The organism is Mucilaginibacter sp. JRF (genome assembly GCF_015223065.1).
Lineage (GTDB): Bacteria > Bacteroidota > Bacteroidia > Sphingobacteriales > Sphingobacteriaceae > Mucilaginibacter.
Map to the genome: position 1 here is coordinate 949,457 of NZ_JADFBY010000001.1, position 19,074 is coordinate 968,530.

Annotated in this window: 15 protein-coding genes, 1 tRNA gene and 1 riboswitch; of the genes, 9 read left to right on the forward strand and 7 right to left on the reverse strand. The window is 43.0% G+C overall.

Translation table 11 applies throughout. The features are described from left to right. Positions 1-73 precede the first annotated feature (73 nt). Positions 74-424, reverse strand: coding sequence for a hypothetical protein (locus IM792_RS03835; protein WP_194100418.1), 351 nt, complete (start codon positions 422-424; stop codon positions 74-76). 314 nt (positions 425-738) lie between these two features. Here IM792_RS03835 and IM792_RS03840 point away from each other — a divergent pair, with 314 nt between their 5' ends. From IM792_RS03840 to IM792_RS03855, 4 genes are all read left to right on the forward strand, one after another. Beyond that, entirely contained in the window at positions 739-1,167 is a 429-nt protein-coding gene (locus IM792_RS03840) for an OsmC family protein (RefSeq protein WP_194100420.1), read from the forward strand. Positions 1,168-1,195: 28 nt separating this feature from the next. After that, entirely contained in the window at positions 1,196-2,377 is a 1,182-nt protein-coding gene (locus IM792_RS03845; RefSeq protein WP_194100422.1) for an aminotransferase class I/II-fold pyridoxal phosphate-dependent enzyme, read from the forward strand. Between the two features lie 16 nt (positions 2,378-2,393). Next, positions 2,394-3,227 carry a maleylpyruvate isomerase family mycothiol-dependent enzyme gene (locus IM792_RS03850; RefSeq protein WP_194100424.1) on the forward strand — a complete coding sequence of 278 codons (834 nt, stop codon included), beginning with the start codon at positions 2,394-2,396 and terminating at the stop codon, positions 3,225-3,227. A gap of 271 nt (positions 3,228-3,498) precedes the next feature. Next, positions 3,499-4,866, forward strand: a complete 1,368-nt coding sequence (locus IM792_RS03855) for an OmpA family protein (RefSeq protein WP_194100425.1) — start codon at positions 3,499-3,501, stop codon at positions 4,864-4,866. Positions 4,867-4,939: 73 nt separating this feature from the next. Here the strand turns inward: IM792_RS03855 and IM792_RS03860 are convergent, their stop codons facing one another. Together IM792_RS03860 and IM792_RS03865 are read right to left on the reverse strand one after the other, a co-directional pair. Further along, on the reverse strand, positions 4,940-5,323 hold the full coding sequence (locus tag IM792_RS03860) for an SRPBCC domain-containing protein (protein ID WP_194100427.1): 384 nt from the start codon (positions 5,321-5,323) through the stop codon (positions 4,940-4,942). A gap of 24 nt (positions 5,324-5,347) precedes the next feature. Further along, positions 5,348-5,938 carry an acetate uptake transporter gene (locus IM792_RS03865; RefSeq protein WP_194100429.1) on the reverse strand — a complete coding sequence of 197 codons (591 nt, stop codon included), beginning with the start codon at positions 5,936-5,938 and terminating at the stop codon, positions 5,348-5,350. Positions 5,939-6,051: 113 nt separating this feature from the next. On the opposite strand from IM792_RS03865, the gene gpmA reads away from it, so the two are divergent. Further along, positions 6,052-6,741 carry a 2,3-diphosphoglycerate-dependent phosphoglycerate mutase gene (gene gpmA, locus IM792_RS03870; RefSeq protein WP_194100430.1) on the forward strand — a complete coding sequence of 230 codons (690 nt, stop codon included), beginning with the start codon at positions 6,052-6,054 and terminating at the stop codon, positions 6,739-6,741. 34 nt (positions 6,742-6,775) lie between these two features. Here gpmA and IM792_RS03875 read toward each other — a convergent pair whose 3' ends face one another. From IM792_RS03875 to IM792_RS03885, 3 genes are all read right to left on the reverse strand, one after another. Then, positions 6,776-7,915 carry an efflux RND transporter periplasmic adaptor subunit gene (locus IM792_RS03875; protein WP_194100432.1) on the reverse strand — a complete coding sequence of 380 codons (1,140 nt, stop codon included), beginning with the start codon at positions 7,913-7,915 and terminating at the stop codon, positions 6,776-6,778. A 12-nt stretch (positions 7,916-7,927) separates the two neighbouring features. Beyond that, a complete protein-coding gene (locus IM792_RS03880) occupies positions 7,928-12,280 on the reverse strand; it encodes a CusA/CzcA family heavy metal efflux RND transporter (RefSeq protein ID WP_194100433.1) in 4,353 nt (1,450 codons plus the stop codon). A gap of 111 nt (positions 12,281-12,391) precedes the next feature. Further along, positions 12,392-12,772, reverse strand: coding sequence for a hypothetical protein (locus tag IM792_RS03885; RefSeq protein ID WP_194100435.1), 381 nt, complete (start codon positions 12,770-12,772; stop codon positions 12,392-12,394). Between the two features lie 133 nt (positions 12,773-12,905). After that, a riboswitch (SAM riboswitch) is annotated at positions 12,906-13,014 on the forward strand. A gap of 75 nt (positions 13,015-13,089) precedes the next feature. On the opposite strand from IM792_RS03885, the gene IM792_RS03890 reads away from it, so the two are divergent. The 4 genes from IM792_RS03890 (at position 13,090) to IM792_RS03905 (ending at position 17,946) form a co-directional block, all read left to right on the forward strand. Beyond that, positions 13,090-14,226 (forward strand): cysteine desulfurase family protein, encoded by a 1,137-nt coding sequence (locus IM792_RS03890; RefSeq protein ID WP_194100437.1) that lies wholly within the window; start codon positions 13,090-13,092, stop codon positions 14,224-14,226. A gap of 12 nt (positions 14,227-14,238) precedes the next feature. Further along, a tRNA-Cys gene (locus IM792_RS03895) sits at positions 14,239-14,309 on the forward strand. A gap of 901 nt (positions 14,310-15,210) precedes the next feature. Then, the gene (locus tag IM792_RS03900) at positions 15,211-16,113 is read left to right on the forward strand and encodes an AraC family transcriptional regulator (protein ID WP_194100439.1); all 903 of its coding nucleotides are present in this window, start codon (positions 15,211-15,213) and stop codon (positions 16,111-16,113) included. Positions 16,114-16,116: 3 nt separating this feature from the next. Beyond that, positions 16,117-17,946: a DUF885 family protein gene (locus tag IM792_RS03905; protein WP_194100441.1), complete on the forward strand. Its 1,830-nt coding sequence runs from the start codon at positions 16,117-16,119 to the stop codon at positions 17,944-17,946. 125 nt (positions 17,947-18,071) lie between these two features. Here IM792_RS03905 and IM792_RS03910 read toward each other — a convergent pair whose 3' ends face one another. Beyond that, positions 18,072-19,055, reverse strand: coding sequence for a DUF5007 domain-containing protein (locus IM792_RS03910; RefSeq protein ID WP_194100442.1), 984 nt, complete (start codon positions 19,053-19,055; stop codon positions 18,072-18,074). Between the last annotated feature and the right edge of the window lie 19 nt (positions 19,056-19,074).

Sequence of the window (19,074 nt, forward strand, 5' to 3'; positions counted from 1 at the left end):
TGAGAGTGAGAGGAAGCAGGTTCAGGAAGCACCATAAATAAAAAAGCCCCGGATTATAGGGGCTTTGATTATGTTAAACTCTTGCGCTCATTGTTGTTAAAACCTGATTGTATTTCTCTAACAGGTTGATGTATTTATCTTTCCAATCAGATGAATCGGCATAAGTACTTATCTCGTTTGCTGAGCGAACTTTATCGCTGCTGAACATATCGCTGGTAAAGTATTGCGGAAACTCAACCGAAAAATCGTGGTTGATGGCTAAGCCGATCCGGTAGATAATATTATTCTTTAAATAAGGAGACTCAAACCAATTGTAAATGGTTCGTCTGTTTACTTTAAGCGAAACCGCGAGTTCAGTTAAGCTTATTCCTTTTCTTCGCACAGCATATTCTAACAGCTGTCCGTAGTGTGCGTTGTTTGTCATTTTTTCAGTAGGTTATAGATTCATTTAACGTTTTTAACATCAAATACTCATTCAATGTTTTTTGAGATAAACGAAATGAATGCCATGTTGGATTTTGTTATTTATAAACATTTTTAAGTTTTATTAACAAACTGCAAACTTTAACAGTTTATTGTATTTTAACATATAGTTTATTTTTTAGTAGGTACTGATAAAAATGCCTTGGTGCTATTAATCATTGCACAGTAAAACTGTTTAGGCGGGTGTTATTAAAGTCTATTAAATCACTGTATAAAACCAGTAAATTCCTAACTTAGCTGCTTTAATAATACACTATGCCTAAAATAGAACTTTCGCGCGTTCATGGCGATTATGGCTTTGAAGCGTATGACGAGAACGGACACACCGTACGTATGGATACCAGCCCCGAAAGCGGCGGCGATAATTTTGGCGTTCGCCCGATGCAAATGTTACTGATGGGTATTGGCGGCTGCTCGGCTATTGATGTGATCAGCATCTTAAAAAAGCAGCGTCAGGACGTTAAGGATTATAAAATGGTGATCAACGGTGAGCGTGAGGCAGGCAAAGAGCCATCATTATGGCAAACTGTGGATATTGAATTCCATTTATACGGCACCATTGATGCCGATAAGGCGCAGCGTGCCGCCGAACTTTCTATCAATAAATATTGTTCGGTAGCGGCTACTTTAGAAAAAGCCGGTGCCGCAATAACCTGGCAGGTGATCATTCACCCGGCCGAGTAGTGTTTAATTTTATTACGTTATTTTTCTCATGTCAGATCAGTTGAACCCGATATCAAAAGCTATACGAATACAAACTTCAAAAACTTCTCAAAAGGAGCATTCTACACCACTTTATTTAACAAGCAGTTTTACGTTCGAGAACGCTGAAACTATGCGTGCGGCTTTTGCCGACGAGGTGGATGAAAATATCTACAGCCGTTTCAGCAACCCTAACGTTGATGAGTTTATCAACAAAATGTGCGCCCTTGAAGGTGCCGAAGATGGCTTTGCCACCGCTACAGGTATGAGCGCTATCTTCTCATCTTTCTTCGCCCTGTTGAAGCAAGGCGATCACATGATATGTTGCAGCTCGGTATTTGGCAGCACATTTACTATTGTAACTAAACATTTTCCGCGTTATGGTATCAGCTGTACATTAGTGCCTGCTGATGATAAGGATGCCTGGGAAGCAGCCGTACAGCCTAATACCAAAATGGTTTATCTGGAAACACCAACCAACCCGCAAATAGGTATTGTTGATTTGGAATGGGCCGGTAAATTCACCAAAAAGCACAACCTGATATTAAATGTAGATAATTGTTTTGCCACCCCGGTTATACAGCGCCCCATTGAATTTGGTGCCGACCTGGTTGTGCACTCAGCTACAAAATGGATAGATGGACAAGGACGTGTATTAGGTGGCGTAATTGTTGGCCGTGCCGATCTGATCAAGGATATTTACCTGTACTGCCGTCATACCGGGCCTGCTTTATCTCCCTTTAACGCCTGGGTTTTAAGCAAGAGCTTAGAAACCCTTGACGTACGTATGGAACGCCACAGCAAAAATGCCTTAAAGGTTGCCGAAACATTAGAGCAGCATCCGGCGGTATCATGGGTTAAGTATCCGTTTTTGCCAAGCCATCCGCAGTACGATATCGCCAAAAAGCAAATGAAAGCCGGTGGCGGTGTACTTTGTTTTGAGATAAAAGGTGGTTCGGCAGCTGGTGCCAAGTTCCTGAACTCTTTAAAAATGCTTTCGGTTACCGCTAACCTTGGCGATACCCGCAGTATAGCGGCTCACCCGGCCAGCACAACACATTCTAAATTAACTGAAGAAGAACGCCAATCAGTAGGTATTACACCGGGGTTGATACGTATTTCAACCGGTTTAGAGCATGTTGATGATATTATAGCTGATATCAATCAGGCTTTAGAGCAAAGTACAAAATAACAAGCATGTAATTACAATGAGTAGCCTGATACCAATACCCACCTTGCATTTATTCCCGGTGTTGGACAGGCTGCTTATTGACATGCTGCGATCACTATCACCTGTCGACTGGCAACGCCCTACGGTTTCCAAATTATGGACTGTTAAAGATGTTGCTGCCCATTTGCTTGATGGTAACATGCGTGCCATATCCGCCTCGCAAAACTACAGCGGCAAGCCTCCTCAACATATCAATTCATATCATGATCTGGTTAGCTACCTCAATCACCTGAATGCAGTTTGGATTGATGCGATGGATAGGATAAGCCCTCAGCAAATAACCGATATGTTGGAAAATACAGGCCCGCGATATCATCAATATTTTTCATCGCTTGATCCATTCGCGCCGGCCATGTATGCGGTAGCCTGGGCAGGAGAGGAGCAATCGCCCAATTGGTTTCACATAGCCCGTGAGTATACCGAAAAGTGGCACCATCAACAGCAAATACGCCAGGCCATAGGCAGTGATGCCCTAATGACACGTGATTTGTTTCATCCATGTATTGATACCTTTATGCGTGCATTGCCGCACAATTATCGTGATGTTGAGGCTGAACAAGGTGTTGTGCTGGCCATCAAAATAAATGGTGATGCCGGTGGTATATGGTATTTAAGTAAAGCCGAACCCGGTTGGCAATTGATAAATGAATTTATCGGAGTACCAGACGTAATAATAACCCTCGTACCCGAAACTGCCTGGCAAATGTTCACCAAGGCTATAGTGCCACAACAAGCTTTTGAATTATCATCCATAAATGGAGATGAGCGAATTGCCAAACAATTTTTCAATACCATAGCTGTAATGGCTTGAATCCACTATGCTACAAAGTGTATTTTATAGTGTGCATAACTGTGCAATTAGCCTATGCAGGCCACTCAGTATTGCAATACCCATTGCTATATTGATAATTTGAGTAGGTTATTCACTATAATTCAATGAATTAATTTTAACATTTCATTAAAATTTCATTAAAGTTCTCAATTGGAGTTATTCCTTAAAGATTGATTTTCTTGTGGATGGCATCTTAATTGGACAGGGTGTGTGGCTTGTTCTGTACATAGCCACTAATTCTTGATTAATTATGAAAACAACTTTAAAAAAAGCTTCGCTGCTGATAACAGGCGTTATGGTGGGAGGCAAATTGTTCGCACAAACTCCTGATACTACCATTTCGTCAGCAAATTATGCAGAGCCGTTTTCGGGTGGCGATAAATTACGCACATGGTCAATAGGTTTCCATGGCGGTATGTTATCACCATCAACCATATTGGTAAATATGAGTCGCCAGGATTTTAGAAGCCCTCGCGAGAATATTGGTTACGGCGCTTACATCAAAAAACAACTAATGCCATCATTCGGCTTACAACTCGATTTCCTTCGCGGTAAACTTGAAGGTGGTGTAGGTCAAGGTACAACCAACTCATTCAACACACCACAAAGCTTTAGTACCGATTTAAACTGGTCGGCAGCATTAAGCGGACAGTTCACCCTGGCCAACATTAACTGGAGAAATAAGAAAAGTGCTATCCAGCCTTACATAACAGCAGGTGGTGGTGTTATTGCTTATCGCCCAAACAGGGTTAATGTTGATGGTTCCGTAAGTTCATTTAATGATGGCGGTGGTAACATCCACAAAATGTACATCCCGGTAGGTGCCGGTGTTAAAGTTAACATGGGCTCCGGTATCAACCTTGATTTGGGTTACCAGGTAGGTTTTGTTAACGGTGATGATCTGGACGGTTACACATTTGCACGTAACAACGATAAATTTTCATACGCTCACGTAGGTTTGGAATTCTCGTTAGGCAGCCGCAGCAAACCTGAAATGGCCACATACAACCCGGTAAACTCAATGCGTACCGAATACCTGCGCAAAGCACAGGATTTGCAAGGTCAGCTTAATACTCAAAAAGAAGAAAACGCTAAACTGCGTACAGACCTCAACGCTACTAACGAAAACCTTGCAAAATTAAGTGCCGACTCTGATAAAGATGGTGTGCCTGATATGTACGACAAATGTCCGGGAACTCCGGCCGGTACACAGGTTGATGGTTCTGGTTGCCCTATCGGTAAACGTGAAGTTAAGGTTTACGTAACCGAAGAGGATAAGAAAGTTGTTAAAGACGCGATCAATAACCTGGAGTTTGATTTTGGTAAAGCATCTATCCGCTCAAAATCATACCCAAGCCTTGATAAAGTAGCTCAACTATTAGTTGACAAAAACTTTAGCCTGAAATTGGCTGGCCATACTGATAATGTAGGTTCTGACGCAGCAAACCTGAAACTTTCAAAAGCACGTGCCGAATCAATTAAATCATATTTGGTAAGCAAAGGTGCTAATGCATCAAGAGTTGAAGCTACCGGTTATGGTAAAAGTCAGCCTATCGCCAGCAATAAAACTGCCGAAGGCCGTCAGCAAAACCGTCGTGTAGAATTCACTTTATATTAATAGCGACGATGATATAAACTAAAAACGCCGCATGGTTCAATACCATGCGGCGTTTTTTTTATTGAAGTGTTATTTAGTTCACTGCAAAGAAATCGGCAATGCCGCCAAAGTAACTATCTGTCCAGCCTTCAACAATGTCATCATATGCATCATCCGGAATATTGGTGTGCTTTAATTCAGCCGATGTACCGTGTTTGTCGGCATGTAGCTTTATAGTTACTATAGATGCTTCTTCCTGCTCGCCAAAATACCATTGCTGCACTACCTTTTTACCATCCTCAAACTCAATATTCTTGCCGGATATGCTGCCATCCCACATCGAAAACTCAGTACCCGGCTCGGTCGACATTTCTGCCGATTCGCCGGTCCAAAGTTCAATAGTTAGTGGGTTAGTTATGGCCGCGTAAACCTCATCAGGTGTGGCGGGTATGATATAATATTTTTTAAAATCTTTCACGGCTGCAAGTTAGCTTAAATCCGGCTATTTTGCTACGGGACCCAACGGTAAAACCACACGCCCGTAAACCTCATTCAGTACCTGCGCAATACCGGTATATATGGCTGATGCACCGCAGATTATTCCCTCATAGCCTGCAAGGTGTTTAATATTCTCATTTCCCGTAGCATCGCCCCAAACCAATAAACCGAACAGTATAACTAACGAACCGAATACAAATTGCAGCGCCTTACTCAGCCTTAATGTACCGAAGAATAATAGTAGTGTGAACAATCCCCACATGGCCAAAAATGCTACCAGGGCATTATTTGCGGTTTTTTCGGCAAGACCGAGTTTGGGTAAAAAATTCATACCCACAAAGGTTAGCCAGAACATACCATACGATGTAAATGCGGTCAGGCCGAAAGTGTTGTTCTTTTTAGCCTCGATAATACCGGCGATCACCTGAGCCGTGCCACCATAAAAGATACCCATGGAAAGTATCATGGCATTGATCTCAAAAAAACCGGCGTTGTGAATGTTCAATAAAACGGTGGTCATGCCGAAGGCGCATAAACCCAGCGGCGCCGGGTTGGCCGTACTATCAACCACTGATACGGGTGTAGTTGTACTCATAATTGTAAATGAAGTTAAAAGGTATATTATTGGATACCTGCAATGTATGTTTTAAAAAACATTCGGCAAAATTTTTTAAACCCCTATGGTGTTTTGCCGTTGTAACATTAATTATGCAGAAACTGGTTTTGCTTCGTCATGGCGAAAGCGTTTTTAATCAAGAGAACAGGTTTACCGGTTGGACAGATGTCGATCTATCCGAAGAAGGCTATGCCCAAGCCCGCCGTGCCGGGCAGATATTGGCTAAACATGGTTATAATTTTGATGCCGGATATACATCGGTATTAAAACGATCTATCAAAACGCTGCATATTGTTTTGGAGGAGCTGGATCATTTATGGATACCGGTAACCAAATCGTGGCGGTTGAACGAGCGTTTTTACGGAGCCTTGCAGGGCTTGAACAAGGATGAAACCATCGCTAAATATGGTGAGGATATGGTGCACAAATGGCGCCGCGACCCTAACGAACACCCGCCTGCTATAACCAAGGATGACGAGCGTTACCCGGGCCATGATATACGCTATAAGAACCTGACAGGGCGTGAACTGCCATTAACCGAAAACCTAAGCGAAACTATGGAGCGTGTTTTACCTTTTTGGGGCGAGGTGATAGTGCATGCCATGCGCGAGAGTAAGCAGGTGATCATTTGCGCGCATGGTAACAGTTTGCGGGCATTAATAAAATATATCGACCTGATGAGTGATGAGGAAGTAACCGATCTGGAAATACCTACAGCAACACCCTGGGTTTATGAGCTGGATGAGGAGTTGAACCGCATAAGGCATTATTACCTGGAATAAAAAAGCGGCAGTGAAAATCACTGCCGCTTTTTTATTATTCATCTTCAGCGCTGTTCTTCATTTTCATCAGTAGCGCGTAAGCATTTTTGGTGACAATGCGGGTGGCGCTGTCAATACCGGCACCGTTAATTTCTTCCCGGCCTCCGTTTACCTCGCCGGGGGTAACTTCGCTCATGCGGTAGGTATTGTTGCCGCTTTCTTTAAATACGTAGTGTTTGTTTTGCCAGCGTACCACGGCATCCTCATTCACGGTAAGGGCCTTTTTGTTTTTAACGGCAACCTCCGCATTCATGAACATGCCCGGCAGCAAGCTCGAATCAAACTCCTCAAAATGGCAGTGAACTGTAGCCATACGATCCTGGTCAAGATTTTTGCTGATCAGTAATATCTCAGCCTCATATTTTTTTTCAGGATGATCATTGGTATAAGCTATTACACGCTGACCGATGCGTAACTGATTAACATCTTTCTCGAAAACATTAAGGGCAAGATGAATATCTTTTGGGTTCACCAATTCAAATAGTACATCGGTAGGTGAGGTGTATTTGCCTATATTCACATTCACCTTGGCCACAAACCCATCAATAGGCGATAGTATGTTCACGCTTTTTGAAATATTTGCAGGTGTAAGTCTTGCAGGATTAATGCCGATCAGGTTCAGCTTTTGAGCCAAGGCCTGCATGGCAATGCGTTGGCTTTCCATTTCGGTTTTGCTTTGTTGCAGTACCTTATCGCTGCTGGCTTTACTGGCATTTAGCTCTAACTGGCGTTTATGCTCTGCTCCGGCAAACAGATATTTCTCTTTAGCCGAAAGGTAATCCTGTTGTAGCTGGATGAATTGCATATCCTCCAACACGCCAAGCACTTGACAGCGCTTTACATGCACTCCGGGCAGCAGCTCAGTGCTTTTTAAATATCCACCTAACGGAAAGCTTACACTGATAGTGCTTTGTGGTGGTACATCAATACTACCTTGTAAGATGAGCATGCCGCTTATTTCGCCATGTTGTGGTGTGCCTGTTTCAACGCCTGCGTTTTTTATTTGCTGCGGAGTAAGTTTAACTATGTTGGTATCGGCAACAGTTTCTTCCTGTTGTTTTTCGGTATCCTTATTATTGCCGCACGCGCTTATCAGCAAAACGGCAAAACTTAATATCGGGATGTATTTTTTCATTGTATTAAGATGCTATAGGTTGTTAACTTTTTGCGCCTGTACAACCGCCTGGTTATAGTTATTAAGGGCATCAAGGTATTCGCTTTTAATGTTTATGGCCTGGTCTATCAGTATTACCCATTGCAGATAATCTATCTCACCGCCAACAAATTGTTTATCGGCCGTACTAATGATGGTATTGGCATTGTTTAATCCTTTGGCTTCAAAGTAATCAACACTGGTGGCATACTTTGTAACCTGCTTGGCAGCGTTAGCTTGCTCGGTTTGTACCTGGAGCAGGGCAAACTGTGTACGCTTTTGCGATATCTGCCACTCTACCTTAGCAACAGATGCTTTAGCTGATTGCGCGCCGAAAAACAGCGGCACGCTAATGCCTGCGCTAACAAAATTGAAACGCCTGCTGGTATTAAAATAGGCATCCTGACCTTGCACCACCTGGTTGCCTGCTATGCTTTGGTTGTTGTATCCTACAAAAAACTCCGGGAGTAAACGGGCCTTTTCGGTTTTCCAGCGCCATTTGGCCGCTTCGGTCTGATGATCCAGCAATTGTAACTGAGGCAGATCGGCGGTGTTATTGTTGGTCGGGTTATAAACTAATCTTACTGTATCAACCGCAGGTACATAATGTACGCTATCGCCAAGCCATATATTAAATTGTGCCAGGGTTATATCCATATCGGTTGATAGCATACGTAACTGATTGGCTATCTGTTGGCGATGTGCTTCGGCAGTAGTTTTTTCAAGTACGTTGGCTTCGCCTACTTTGAAACGCAGGTTGGTCTTTTTTTCGAATAACGCATACAGGCTATCAGCATATTGTAATAGTTTTTGCTTTTGATACAGCAATACCCAATCATAATACAGTCGCCTTACATTGCTTTTTACTTCTTGTTTTGATAACGCGGTTTGAGCCTGGGCGCTTAAATAGTTCTCATTGAGCGCGCGCCTTTGGTTGCTATAAACTGTAAGAAAGCTGATAGCCTGACTTACGCCAAACTTAGTATCATTCAAAATGCTGTTTATTTGGCCATACTCACCGCTAATTTGTGTTTTAGGCAGATCGAATGATGTTTTACGTCTGATCTGTTCGGCCCTCTCATTCAATGCGGCACCCTGAGCTTGCAGGTTTTTTTGCAAGGCAGTATTGATGGCATTGCTGAGGCTGATCGGTTCATGGCCATCCTGTGCGTTAGCGCTAAAAGTACATGCAATAAGTACAACAACGGTAGCAACCACATTTTTATTTACGCTGCGCTTTTTATCAAACAATAGGTACAAGGCCGGTAATACAAATAAAGTTAGCAGGGTAGCGGTGATCAAGCCACCAATTACCACAGTTGCCAGCGGGCGCTGAACTTCGGCGCCTGCGCCATTGCTTAAAGCCATTGGCAAAAAGCCTAATGATGCTACTGCGGCCGTCATCAACACCGGGCGTAAGCGGTTACGGGTTCCGGTTTTTACCAGTTCGAGCATGTCGGTGATTTTGCCCTCGCTCTTAATCCGGTTAAATTCAGATATCAGTACGATGCCGTTCAACACCGCCACGCCAAACAGCGCTATGAAACCTACACCTGCCGATATACTAAATGGCATCCCTCTCAAAGCCAGTGCGAACACGCCGCCAATAGCCGAAAGCGGAATAGCCGTGTAAATAAGCGCGCCCTCTTTTACTGATGAAAATGCGAAATAAAGCATAATAAATATCAGCAACAGTGCTACCGGCACGGCAACACTCAAACGTTTTTTGGCTTGGGTAAGGTTTTCGAAAGCACCGCCATAAACAATGGTATAGCCAGGTTCGAGCTTAACTTTTGCATTTACTTTTTGCTGCAACTCCTCAACTATGGATTGCACGTCGCGCCCGCGAACGTTAAAGCCAACACTTATACGGCGACGGGCATCCTCGCGCTGTATTTGGTTAGGGCCTTCAACCTCGTCAACATTAGCCAGCTGATAAAGCGGTACCTGGCTGCCTGTCGGCGTATTGATCATCAGGTTACGTACATTCTCAATGCTTTTGCGTTCTTCGCTGCCAACACGTACCACCAGGTCAAAACGTTTTTCGCCCTCGTAAACCTGTCCGGCGGCGGCACCTGCAAAGGCTGAGTTTACGGTGCGGTTTATATCGTTAATGTTTAGGCCGTATTTAGCTATTTCGGCGCGGTTATATTTAATAACTACCTGCGGCATACCGGTAACCTTTTCAACATACCAATCGGCAGTGCCATCAACAGTTTTGCTGATGGTGCCAATTTGTTCTGCATAGCGGGAGAGGGTGTTCAGGTCTTCACCGAATATCTTGCACACTACATCCTGCTTGGCGCCGGTCATTAGTTCATTAAAACGCATCTGCACCGGAAACTGAAAGCTTTGCGTAACACCCGGCACGGCATTTTGCACCACGGCCGACATTTTTGAGGCTAACTCAGGAAAGCTCGACGCGCTTTTCCATTCATCCTTGGGCTTCAGTACCACGATCATATCACCACCTTCAATAGGCATAGGGTCGGTAGGTATTTCGGCAGCGCCAATACGCGAAACTATTTTCTCTATCTCCGGAAAGTTGTCTTTTAATAAAGTAGATATCTGGTTGAAACTTTTAATGGTTGTGCTCAGGTTGGTACCTACCAATAAGCGTGTTTCTACCGCGAAATCGCCCTCCTCTAATTGCGGGATGAATTCACCACCCATGCGCGAGAATATAAATACCGCTACCGCGAACAATCCAAAAGCTGTTGCCACTAAAACTTTGCGAATGGTAAGCGCGCGGGTAAGCAAACGTTCGTAAACGTTTTCGATACGGGCCATCACTCTGTCGGCAAGGTTGGGTTTGTGGCTTATTTTTTTGCTGATAAATATAGAGCTGATCATCGGCACATAAGTAAGTGAGAGAATGAATGCGCCCAATATGGCAAACGCTACGGTTTGTGCCATTGGCTTAAACATTTTACCCTCAATACCTGTGAGTGATAATATAGGCAGATAAACGATCAGGATGATGATCTGTCCGAATACTGCGGCGTTCATCATACGTGATGCTGAGCCGGTTACTTCTTCGTTAAGTTCCTGCTGTGTAAGCTGATCGGTATTTTGATACTTTTTGGAGAAATGCAGGTGATGCAATATAGCCTCAACTATAATAACAGCTCCGTCTACTATCAAACCAAAATCGAGCGCGCCAAGGCTCATCAGGTTACCGCTTACACCAAAGGTGTTCATCATGATGATGGCGAACAGCATAGATAGCGGAATTACCGATGCTACGATCAACCCTGCGCGCAGATTGCCTAAAAATATTACTAATACAAATATCACTATCAATGCGCCTTCGAGCAGGTTATGTTCAACCGTGCCAATGGCATTGTTCACCATCTTGGTACGATCCAGAAAAGGCTCGATCTCCAAACCATCGGGCAAGGTTTTCTTTATCTCCTCGATGCGTTGTTTAACATTTTTAATTACTTCGGATGAGTTTTCGCCTTTGAGCATCATTACTATAGCACCGGTAACCTCGCCAATAGGATGATAGGTTAAAGCACCGTAACGTGTAGCCGAACCCAATTTTACCTCGGCAATGTTCTTTATAAGCAGGGGAGTGCCCGCCGTTGTGGTTTTTACAACAATGTTCTCAATATCGGCAATACTACCTGCAAGGCCCTCACTGCGGATATATAATACGGTAGGTCCTTTTTCGATGTAGGCTCCACCTGTATTCTGGTTATTATTTTGCAGGGCATTGAATACATCGGCTATGCTTAACCCCATTGATTTTAACTGCATGGGGTTTACCGCTACCTCGTATTGTTTAAGTTCGCCGCCAAAGGTTGATACATCGGCAACGCCTTTGGTGCCAAGCAACTGGCGGCGCACCAGCCAATCCTGTACAGTACGCAGATCGGCCAGGGTATATTTATCTTCGTAACCTGCTTTTGGGCGCAGCACGTACTGATAAATTTCGCCAAGACCGGTTGATACCGGTGCCAGTTCGGGTTTATTGGCGTTCTCGTTAATATCTATTTGTTGCAGCCTTTCGGTGACCTGCTGGCGTGCCCAGTATACATCTACACCATCCTCGAACACAACAGTAATTAGCGACAGGCCGAAACGTGATAAACTGCGGCTTTCTTTTAAATGAGGAATGTTGCTCATGGCCTGTTCAATAGGGAAGGTAATGAGGCGTTCAACATCCTGCGCGCCTAATGATGGCGCGGTGGTAATGATCTGTACCTGATCGTTAGTTATATCGGGCACGGCATCAATTGGCAAGCGGCTAACTTCAAATACGCCGTAAACTATCCACAGCGCTATGAATATGCCAACCGCCAGTTTATTTTTAACTGAAAATTGAATGATCTTATTAAGCATGATTTGCCTGTTAAGTGAAACAGAACGGGCTTAAACAATAATTACAGCGTGCACATTTACATGTACGCGTATGTTATTAATACCCGGTTAAAGAAATAATGGGAGGCAAGATCAGGCGCAGGGCGGACGGAAGGGGGCTGCGAGGGCAGGGTCGGGAATAAAACTTTGCCTGTATAAAGGATAAGCTTTGTTTAAAGCTTCAAAGTGGCTTTTAATGGTGATGGTACGAACTACCGGTAAAAAAAACACATGTGCCGAATGCGCATCCATCTTTTTAAAGGGCAGCTGCATATCGCGGTCGTTATCATTATCGTTCAAATCATCGCCCCAATAATGCATGGATAGGAAATCCATCAAACTTACGCTTTCGTCACGTTGCTTATGCTCGGCAAAATGCTCAAACAAAATAGGCAGCTTAAAAAGCTGGTGCAGCTCGGTAGTATCGGCCGCTATAAGCAATAGCAATATGTAAACGTAAAGTTTGTTCACCATTGCAAATGTAATGTTTAAACATTCTTAAGCCAAACCTTAATTAAAGCCATTTGTAACAATTTAAAAAAATATTCTATAAATTCTATGTGATTAGTAGAATATATTTGTATGTTTGCATTGTTGTTCTTTTAAATACTTATCCAGAAAGACGGAGGGAAAGGCCCTATGACGTCTTAGCAACCTGTACTATAAAGGTATAAGGTGCTAATTCCTGCCCGGTAACATGCCGGGATAGATAAGATGATGTTGTGTTTCACGCTCGACTCCTGGATAAGTTAAACTGTTTTTAAATTAATTTATAAAAGGAAATATATACCATGAGCATCTACTTTGATAACGCAGCCACAACCCGTATTGATAGTGAAGTATTCGATCACATCACCCCATACCTCATTGATAATTTTGGCAATCCATCATCAGCGCATCAGCATGGCCGTGCAGCCAAGCAAGCTATTGAACAATCGCGCGAAACCATTGCCGGTTTAACCAACGCCAACCCATCCGAGATTATATTTACCAGCGGCGGCACCGAAGCCGATAATACAGCATTGTTATCAGGCATTCGTTTGCAAAACATAAAACACGTAATAACTACGCCGTATGAGCATCATGCGGTATTGAATACCTTAAAAGCTTTGCAAGCAGCCGGAGAGATAGAGTTGAGCTACATCAATATTGACAAGGCTGGCAATATCGATCACGATCATTTAGAGCATCTGCTGCAAAGCAAAGGCCGTGCTTTGGTATCGGTAATGCATGCTAATAACGAGATCGGCAATATCAATAACATTGAACTGATATCGGAACAGTGTTGTAGGCACAACGCCATATTTCATACCGATACCGTACAAACCATGGGGCATTACAAGCACGATCTGAAAAAATTGGGTGCACATTTTATAGCGGCATCTGCACATAAATTTCACGGGCCAAAGGGTATAGGGTTTTTATACTGTCGTGATGGCATTGGTTTAGAAAAACTGATACATGGGGGTTCGCAGGAGCGCAGATTACGTGCGGGTACCGAAAATATCCCCGGGATTGTTGGTTTGGCTAAAGCGTTAGAGATAGCTTACAGCCATATTGATGAGCATGCGGCTTACATACAGTCAATAAAAAACACCATGATCCACAAGTTGACCGATCTTATACCTGATGTGCAATTCAATGGTAACTCAGCCAATGCTGATAAAAGTCTGTACACCGTATTAAGTGTCGCTTTCCCATTAAACTTTGCAAACGGTAATCTCATTGGTTATCTGGATGATAACAATATATCAGTGTCGGGTGGTAGTGCTTGTTCAGCAGGTTCAGCGTCGCATGTGTTGCAAGCAATAGGTGTCGATCCATCAAAGCAAACCATCAGATTTTCGTTCAGTAAGTTTAATACTGTTGCCGAGGTTGAGCATACCGTAAGTCTGTTAGCCGCATTGCGCAATACGCAGGCAGCCTGATAATAACAAAATAGTCGCGTGACCGAGCGGAGAGGTGAGGGTCTGCAAAACCTTTAACGGCAGTTCGAATCTGCCCGCGACGTCTATTTATAATGCATATTAATGGTTGTGCATTTACACAATTAACCTGGCCTTAACAGCCGGGTTATTTTGTGTAAGTAATTGTGTTTAAATAGTATTAAACATTTGTTAAAAAATTCGTATCTTGAAACATTGATTCGCTCCATGCGTTTATAAATCAAAATAACGAACCTAAATATCTATTAAAATGCATTGCCAAAAGAGGAAAAGGAAATTTGTGAGGTATCCGTATGGCTCCCGTAATGTTACATTCATATTGGGCGTAGGCGTTGCTATGGCCGCCGCGGTAATACTATCTATTATAACAGTCGGTAAATAAACCGACTGTTATTGTTTTAACTCTGATCGATCTTAGCTACTCTGCTATAGCAGCATGTTTTGTTTTGCTTCTAAATCAGAGTCCAAATAAACTCCTTTGTAACAAATTTATGATAATATTAAGCTACAAGCGGTTAATAACCTGCGGCTTAATGGCTTTTGCTATGATTAAATTTGTTAAATAAGGGAGTTACTATAGATACTTACACTCCCTGATCATTAATTGTATTTAATGCAGCCGTTTTCGGTTCATAAATATGATCAGTTAAAAGTTGGACAAAGCACCGCCGCGATGGAGGTGCTTTTTTAGTTTGATATTGCCTGTGTAATGAAATAGCTCATTATTCACTACACCCAAAAGGCATCAAACACTACTTGAATTATATTTTAATATAGTATGTGTATGTATTCTGATTATCAGATAGTTGAAAATTAAAACTACGGGTTGTGTGACACGGTGAAATGTATATAGCAATATATTATCAAGTGTTAACAGAATATTATCAAAGTGTGGTTAATTGTTGTATGGTAGGGGTAATTAACTGTAAATTGTACAGTAACTATTAACTCTCTAACTCATTAACGATGAAAGTACTACAATTCACCATCCCTATGCCATACGATAAAAGTGTGGTAGTTGAAAAAGTGTGCCTTCCGCATCATTACCCCTATTTGCACCGCCACAAAGAAGTACAGTTAACCTGGATACAAAAGGGGGAGGGAACACTTATTACCGGCAACAATATGCACGATTATTCGGCCGGCGACGTGTTCTTTATTGGAGCAAACTTACCACACGTTTTTAAGAGCAATCCGGAGTATTTTAATGCAGGCAGCGGTAAGCAGATCGAGGCATTGACGATCTTTTTTAACCCTGAAGGTACGTTGGCGCCATTGTTCGCCCTGCCCGAAATGAAGTTTAATTCCATGCTATTGCAACAGCACCAGCAAGGCTTTAAGTTTCCGCATTACATAGTTAACGAAATTATGCAGGTAATGTCATCACTGCAAAAAACTGCGGGCCAGGATCAATTGGTTGAGTTTTTTAACCTGATGAAGTGCATGAGCGCCATAAAAACCAAACTCGAACCGCTATCAACCTACGGAACTTTGCCCGGAATTACCGATAGCGAGGGTATACGTATAGGTAAAATATACAACTACATTATTCAGCATTATGCCGAGCCGCTAACATTGGAGGATGTTGCCAAAGTTGCTTACATGACTCCCGAATCATTCTGTCGATATTTTAAGAAGCATACCGGCCATACGTTCGTATCATTTTTGAATGAGATACGCATTAATGAGGCCTGTAAAAAACTAATATCGCAACGGTTTGAAAATATAAATATCATAGCCTACAAATGCGGCTTTAAAAGCATCACTAATTTTAACAGGGTTTTCAAGTTTATAATCGGTAACTCGCCACGCGGGTACCTCGATGCTTATAACAATAACCTGATAAACCTAAACCGTGCCGCAAGCTGATCTATGAACACTCCTATAAAAAAACGAACACTCATAAGGTATTATATCAGGCAAACAAAAAAATCTAAACTATATCCGTTCACTGCTTTATGTGCATTGCTGGCTTTGCCCGGCAATGCACTTGCACAAACTGCCGAGCTGTATGAACAGTCGAGCGAAATGGCAGGCCTTATTATACAATACGAGCAGGATATTGACGCTATACGTGATTTTTACTCTCCGTACGAAGTTAGCGAACGCAGCGATTACCAATACAAAATGCGTGTGGTTAACTCGCCTGAACAACTTAGCCGGTTAATGCAGATGGATAGTACTTATCTGGCTGATATTAAAAAAAGGGATTTCGGCAAAATGAGTGTGTACGGGCAGGTTGATTACCTGATGCTTAAAAAAGAGATCAACAAGCATTTGGCTGGTTTAAAGGATGAAGCCAAAAAGTACGGCAGCATTAAGGAATACATAACCTTCGCCACTGATATTTACGCACTCGAACAAAAACGCAGACGCGGCGATTGGGTTGATGGCGAAAAAATAGCCAAACAACTTGATGAACTATCAAAAAAGATAGCCGCCGATTCGGCAAAGCTGAGCAAGGTGCCAAGTATGGATATGCCTTTGGCTAATACCTTGCGCGAAGCTGCATCAGGGTTGAAAGCCCGACTAAAAAGCTTTTTTGATTTTTATAATACTTACGATCCTGATTTTACCTGGTGGGTGCCTGCGCCGTACAAACGCGTTAATGCCCAGTTAAGCGGCTACGCTGATATGGCTGGTACAAAAGGTAAGGTTACAACTACACAAAATGATGATGGTAGCGGTATCAAAGGCAAACCTATTGGCAGGGATGCACTGATAGCACAACTGCATGAGGAATTCATCCCTTATACGCCCGAAGAATTAATAACGCTTGCCAATAAGGAGTTTGCCTGGTGCGATAAGGAAATGCTGAAAGCATCGCGCGAGATGGGTTTTGGTGACGACTGGAAAAAGGCGCTTGAAAAAGTGAAGAACAGCTATGTGCCGCTTGGCCATCAGGCTGAACTGATCGTTAAATTATACAACGATGCTATCGACTTTATTAAAGCCCGCGACCTGATCACTGTACCGCCTTTGGCCGAAGAAACCTGGGGCATGATCATGATGTCGCCAAAGCGGCAATTGGTGAACCCGTTTTTTACCGGGGGGAAGGAGATCAGCATATCATACCCAACAAATACTATGGCTTATGATGATCGTTTGATGAGCATGCGTGGTAATAACCCATACTTCTCTCGCGGTACCGTGCAGCACGAATTAATACCCGGCCACAATCTGCAATATTTTATGAACAGCAGGTATAAGCCATATCGCCATGAATTCTCTACCCCGTTTTCGGTTGAAGGCTGGTCGTTATACTGGGAGATGCTGTTGTGGGATCAGGGTTTTGCCCAAAAGCCCGAGGAGCGCATAGGTATGTTGTTTTGGCGCATGCATCGTTGTGCACGCATTATATTCTCCATGAGTTATCACCTTAATAAATGGACACCACAGCAATGTATCGACTTTTTGGTTGACCGTGTTGGCCACGAACGCGCCAATGCTACAGGCGAGGTGAGGCGGTCATTTGAGGGTGGATATAGTCCGTTGTACCAGGTAGCTTACCTGCTTGGTGGCTTACAATATATGGCCCTGAAAAAGGAATTGGTTGATAGTGGTAAAATGAGCTATAAGCAATTTCACGATACGGCCATCAAAGAGAACCTGATACCTGTTGAAATCCTGCGAGCCATTCTAACCAAACAATCCCTTACCGCTGATTTTGAAACTAAGTGGCGTTTTTACGATCTGAAATAGAAAACAAGTTACTTATTATGAACGCCCCATAAAAACGGGGCGTTTTTTTATGCGCTGTATTTTTCCCATAAAAAAACGACCTGTGCAATTAAGCACAAGCCGTTCACTATCAAACTGTATAAATATTAACCTTTTTTGGTTACGTCCGAAAATTTTACCTGGATAACATAAGTACCTTCAAGCTTTAACTGCCATGACCAGCGTGGGTTAACCGAGAATGCACCTAATGTAGATGGGAAGCCATCAATGGTTACAAACTGGCTTGGTATACGGTAATACATCAGGAAACCCCAGTCGGTAGTTGGCGTAATGTATTTTGTTAGCGGGAAAGGGGCTATCTCAAAATCGCATATCATGGCCGTATCTGTCAATGTTACCGGGTTAAATTTGGCATAATTTTCAAACACCGGCCTGTCGCCACGCTGAATGATCTCTCCAGCGCGAGGGTTAAATGTTCTGCCATTTTTGTCAACCATCTTAAGTATAGCCCTGGCACCCTCGTTTGATACCTTGGTACATGTAATTGTCGGGTTCTTCATAGGGGTAGCTACACCTGTTACATCATGAAAAGCGTTCGATACGTTGTCGGTAATAGTAAAGAGGTCATCGCTTGTAGGCTCAACTACGTTAATGGTAGCTAATGATGGATAAAGCTTTGTACCGGTTGGATTGGTCATCTCCACATCAAATACATACCTGCCTAATGGCAGATTGGCTGATGCGCGATTAAATGTTAGTTGCCCGCTTGTTTCATTGAACTCCATTGGTAGGCGCTTTACGGTTTCGCGTTTTTGGTTAAGCAGTTCAATGGTAGTATCAGTTTCTGCATTGAATGACATGCCCGGCTTAAACAAAGTTATCTCGTACTCGGTATTAAATTCAGCAGGTAGTGCGCTGCCGTCTTCACTACGCAGGTTCAACATTTTGTATTTGTAAGGTGGGGTAGAGCCATCAGCGTTTATTCTGTCCGATTGAAACAATATAAGACCGCGCTTGGCATAAATATTATTGTCTTTATAGCGAATGTAATCACTCTGAAAGCCATCGTCTATCTTTTTACAGGCAACAGCGCTTACCATGATACATAGGCCTATGATAATTTTTTTCATCGTTTTAATTTTTGAGTTA

Bases quoted from the DNA above. Each gene is read 5' to 3' on its own strand.
- IM792_RS03835 (WP_194100418.1), bottom strand. From the start codon at position 424: ATGACAAACAACGCACACTACGGACAGCTGTTAGAATATGCTGTGCGA.
- IM792_RS03840 (WP_194100420.1), top strand. From the start codon at position 739: ATGCCTAAAATAGAACTTTCGCGCGTTCATGGCGATTATGGCTTTGAA.
- IM792_RS03845 (WP_194100422.1), top strand. From the start codon at position 1,196: ATGTCAGATCAGTTGAACCCGATATCAAAAGCTATACGAATACAAACT.
- IM792_RS03850 (WP_194100424.1), top strand. From the start codon at position 2,394: ATGAGTAGCCTGATACCAATACCCACCTTGCATTTATTCCCGGTGTTG.
- IM792_RS03855 (WP_194100425.1), top strand. From the start codon at position 3,499: ATGAAAACAACTTTAAAAAAAGCTTCGCTGCTGATAACAGGCGTTATG.
- IM792_RS03865 (WP_194100429.1), bottom strand. From the start codon at position 5,938: ATGAGTACAACTACACCCGTATCAGTGGTTGATAGTACGGCCAACCCG.
- gpmA (WP_194100430.1), top strand. From the start codon at position 6,052: ATGCAGAAACTGGTTTTGCTTCGTCATGGCGAAAGCGTTTTTAATCAA.
- IM792_RS03875 (WP_194100432.1), bottom strand. From the start codon at position 7,915: ATGAAAAAATACATCCCGATATTAAGTTTTGCCGTTTTGCTGATAAGC.
- IM792_RS03880 (WP_194100433.1), bottom strand. From the start codon at position 12,280: ATGCTTAATAAGATCATTCAATTTTCAGTTAAAAATAAACTGGCGGTT.
- IM792_RS03885 (WP_194100435.1), bottom strand. From the start codon at position 12,772: ATGGTGAACAAACTTTACGTTTACATATTGCTATTGCTTATAGCGGCC.
- IM792_RS03890 (WP_194100437.1), top strand. From the start codon at position 13,090: ATGAGCATCTACTTTGATAACGCAGCCACAACCCGTATTGATAGTGAA.
- IM792_RS03900 (WP_194100439.1), top strand. From the start codon at position 15,211: ATGAAAGTACTACAATTCACCATCCCTATGCCATACGATAAAAGTGTG.
- IM792_RS03905 (WP_194100441.1), top strand. From the start codon at position 16,117: ATGAACACTCCTATAAAAAAACGAACACTCATAAGGTATTATATCAGG.
- IM792_RS03910 (WP_194100442.1), bottom strand. From the start codon at position 19,055: ATGAAAAAAATTATCATAGGCCTATGTATCATGGTAAGCGCTGTTGCC.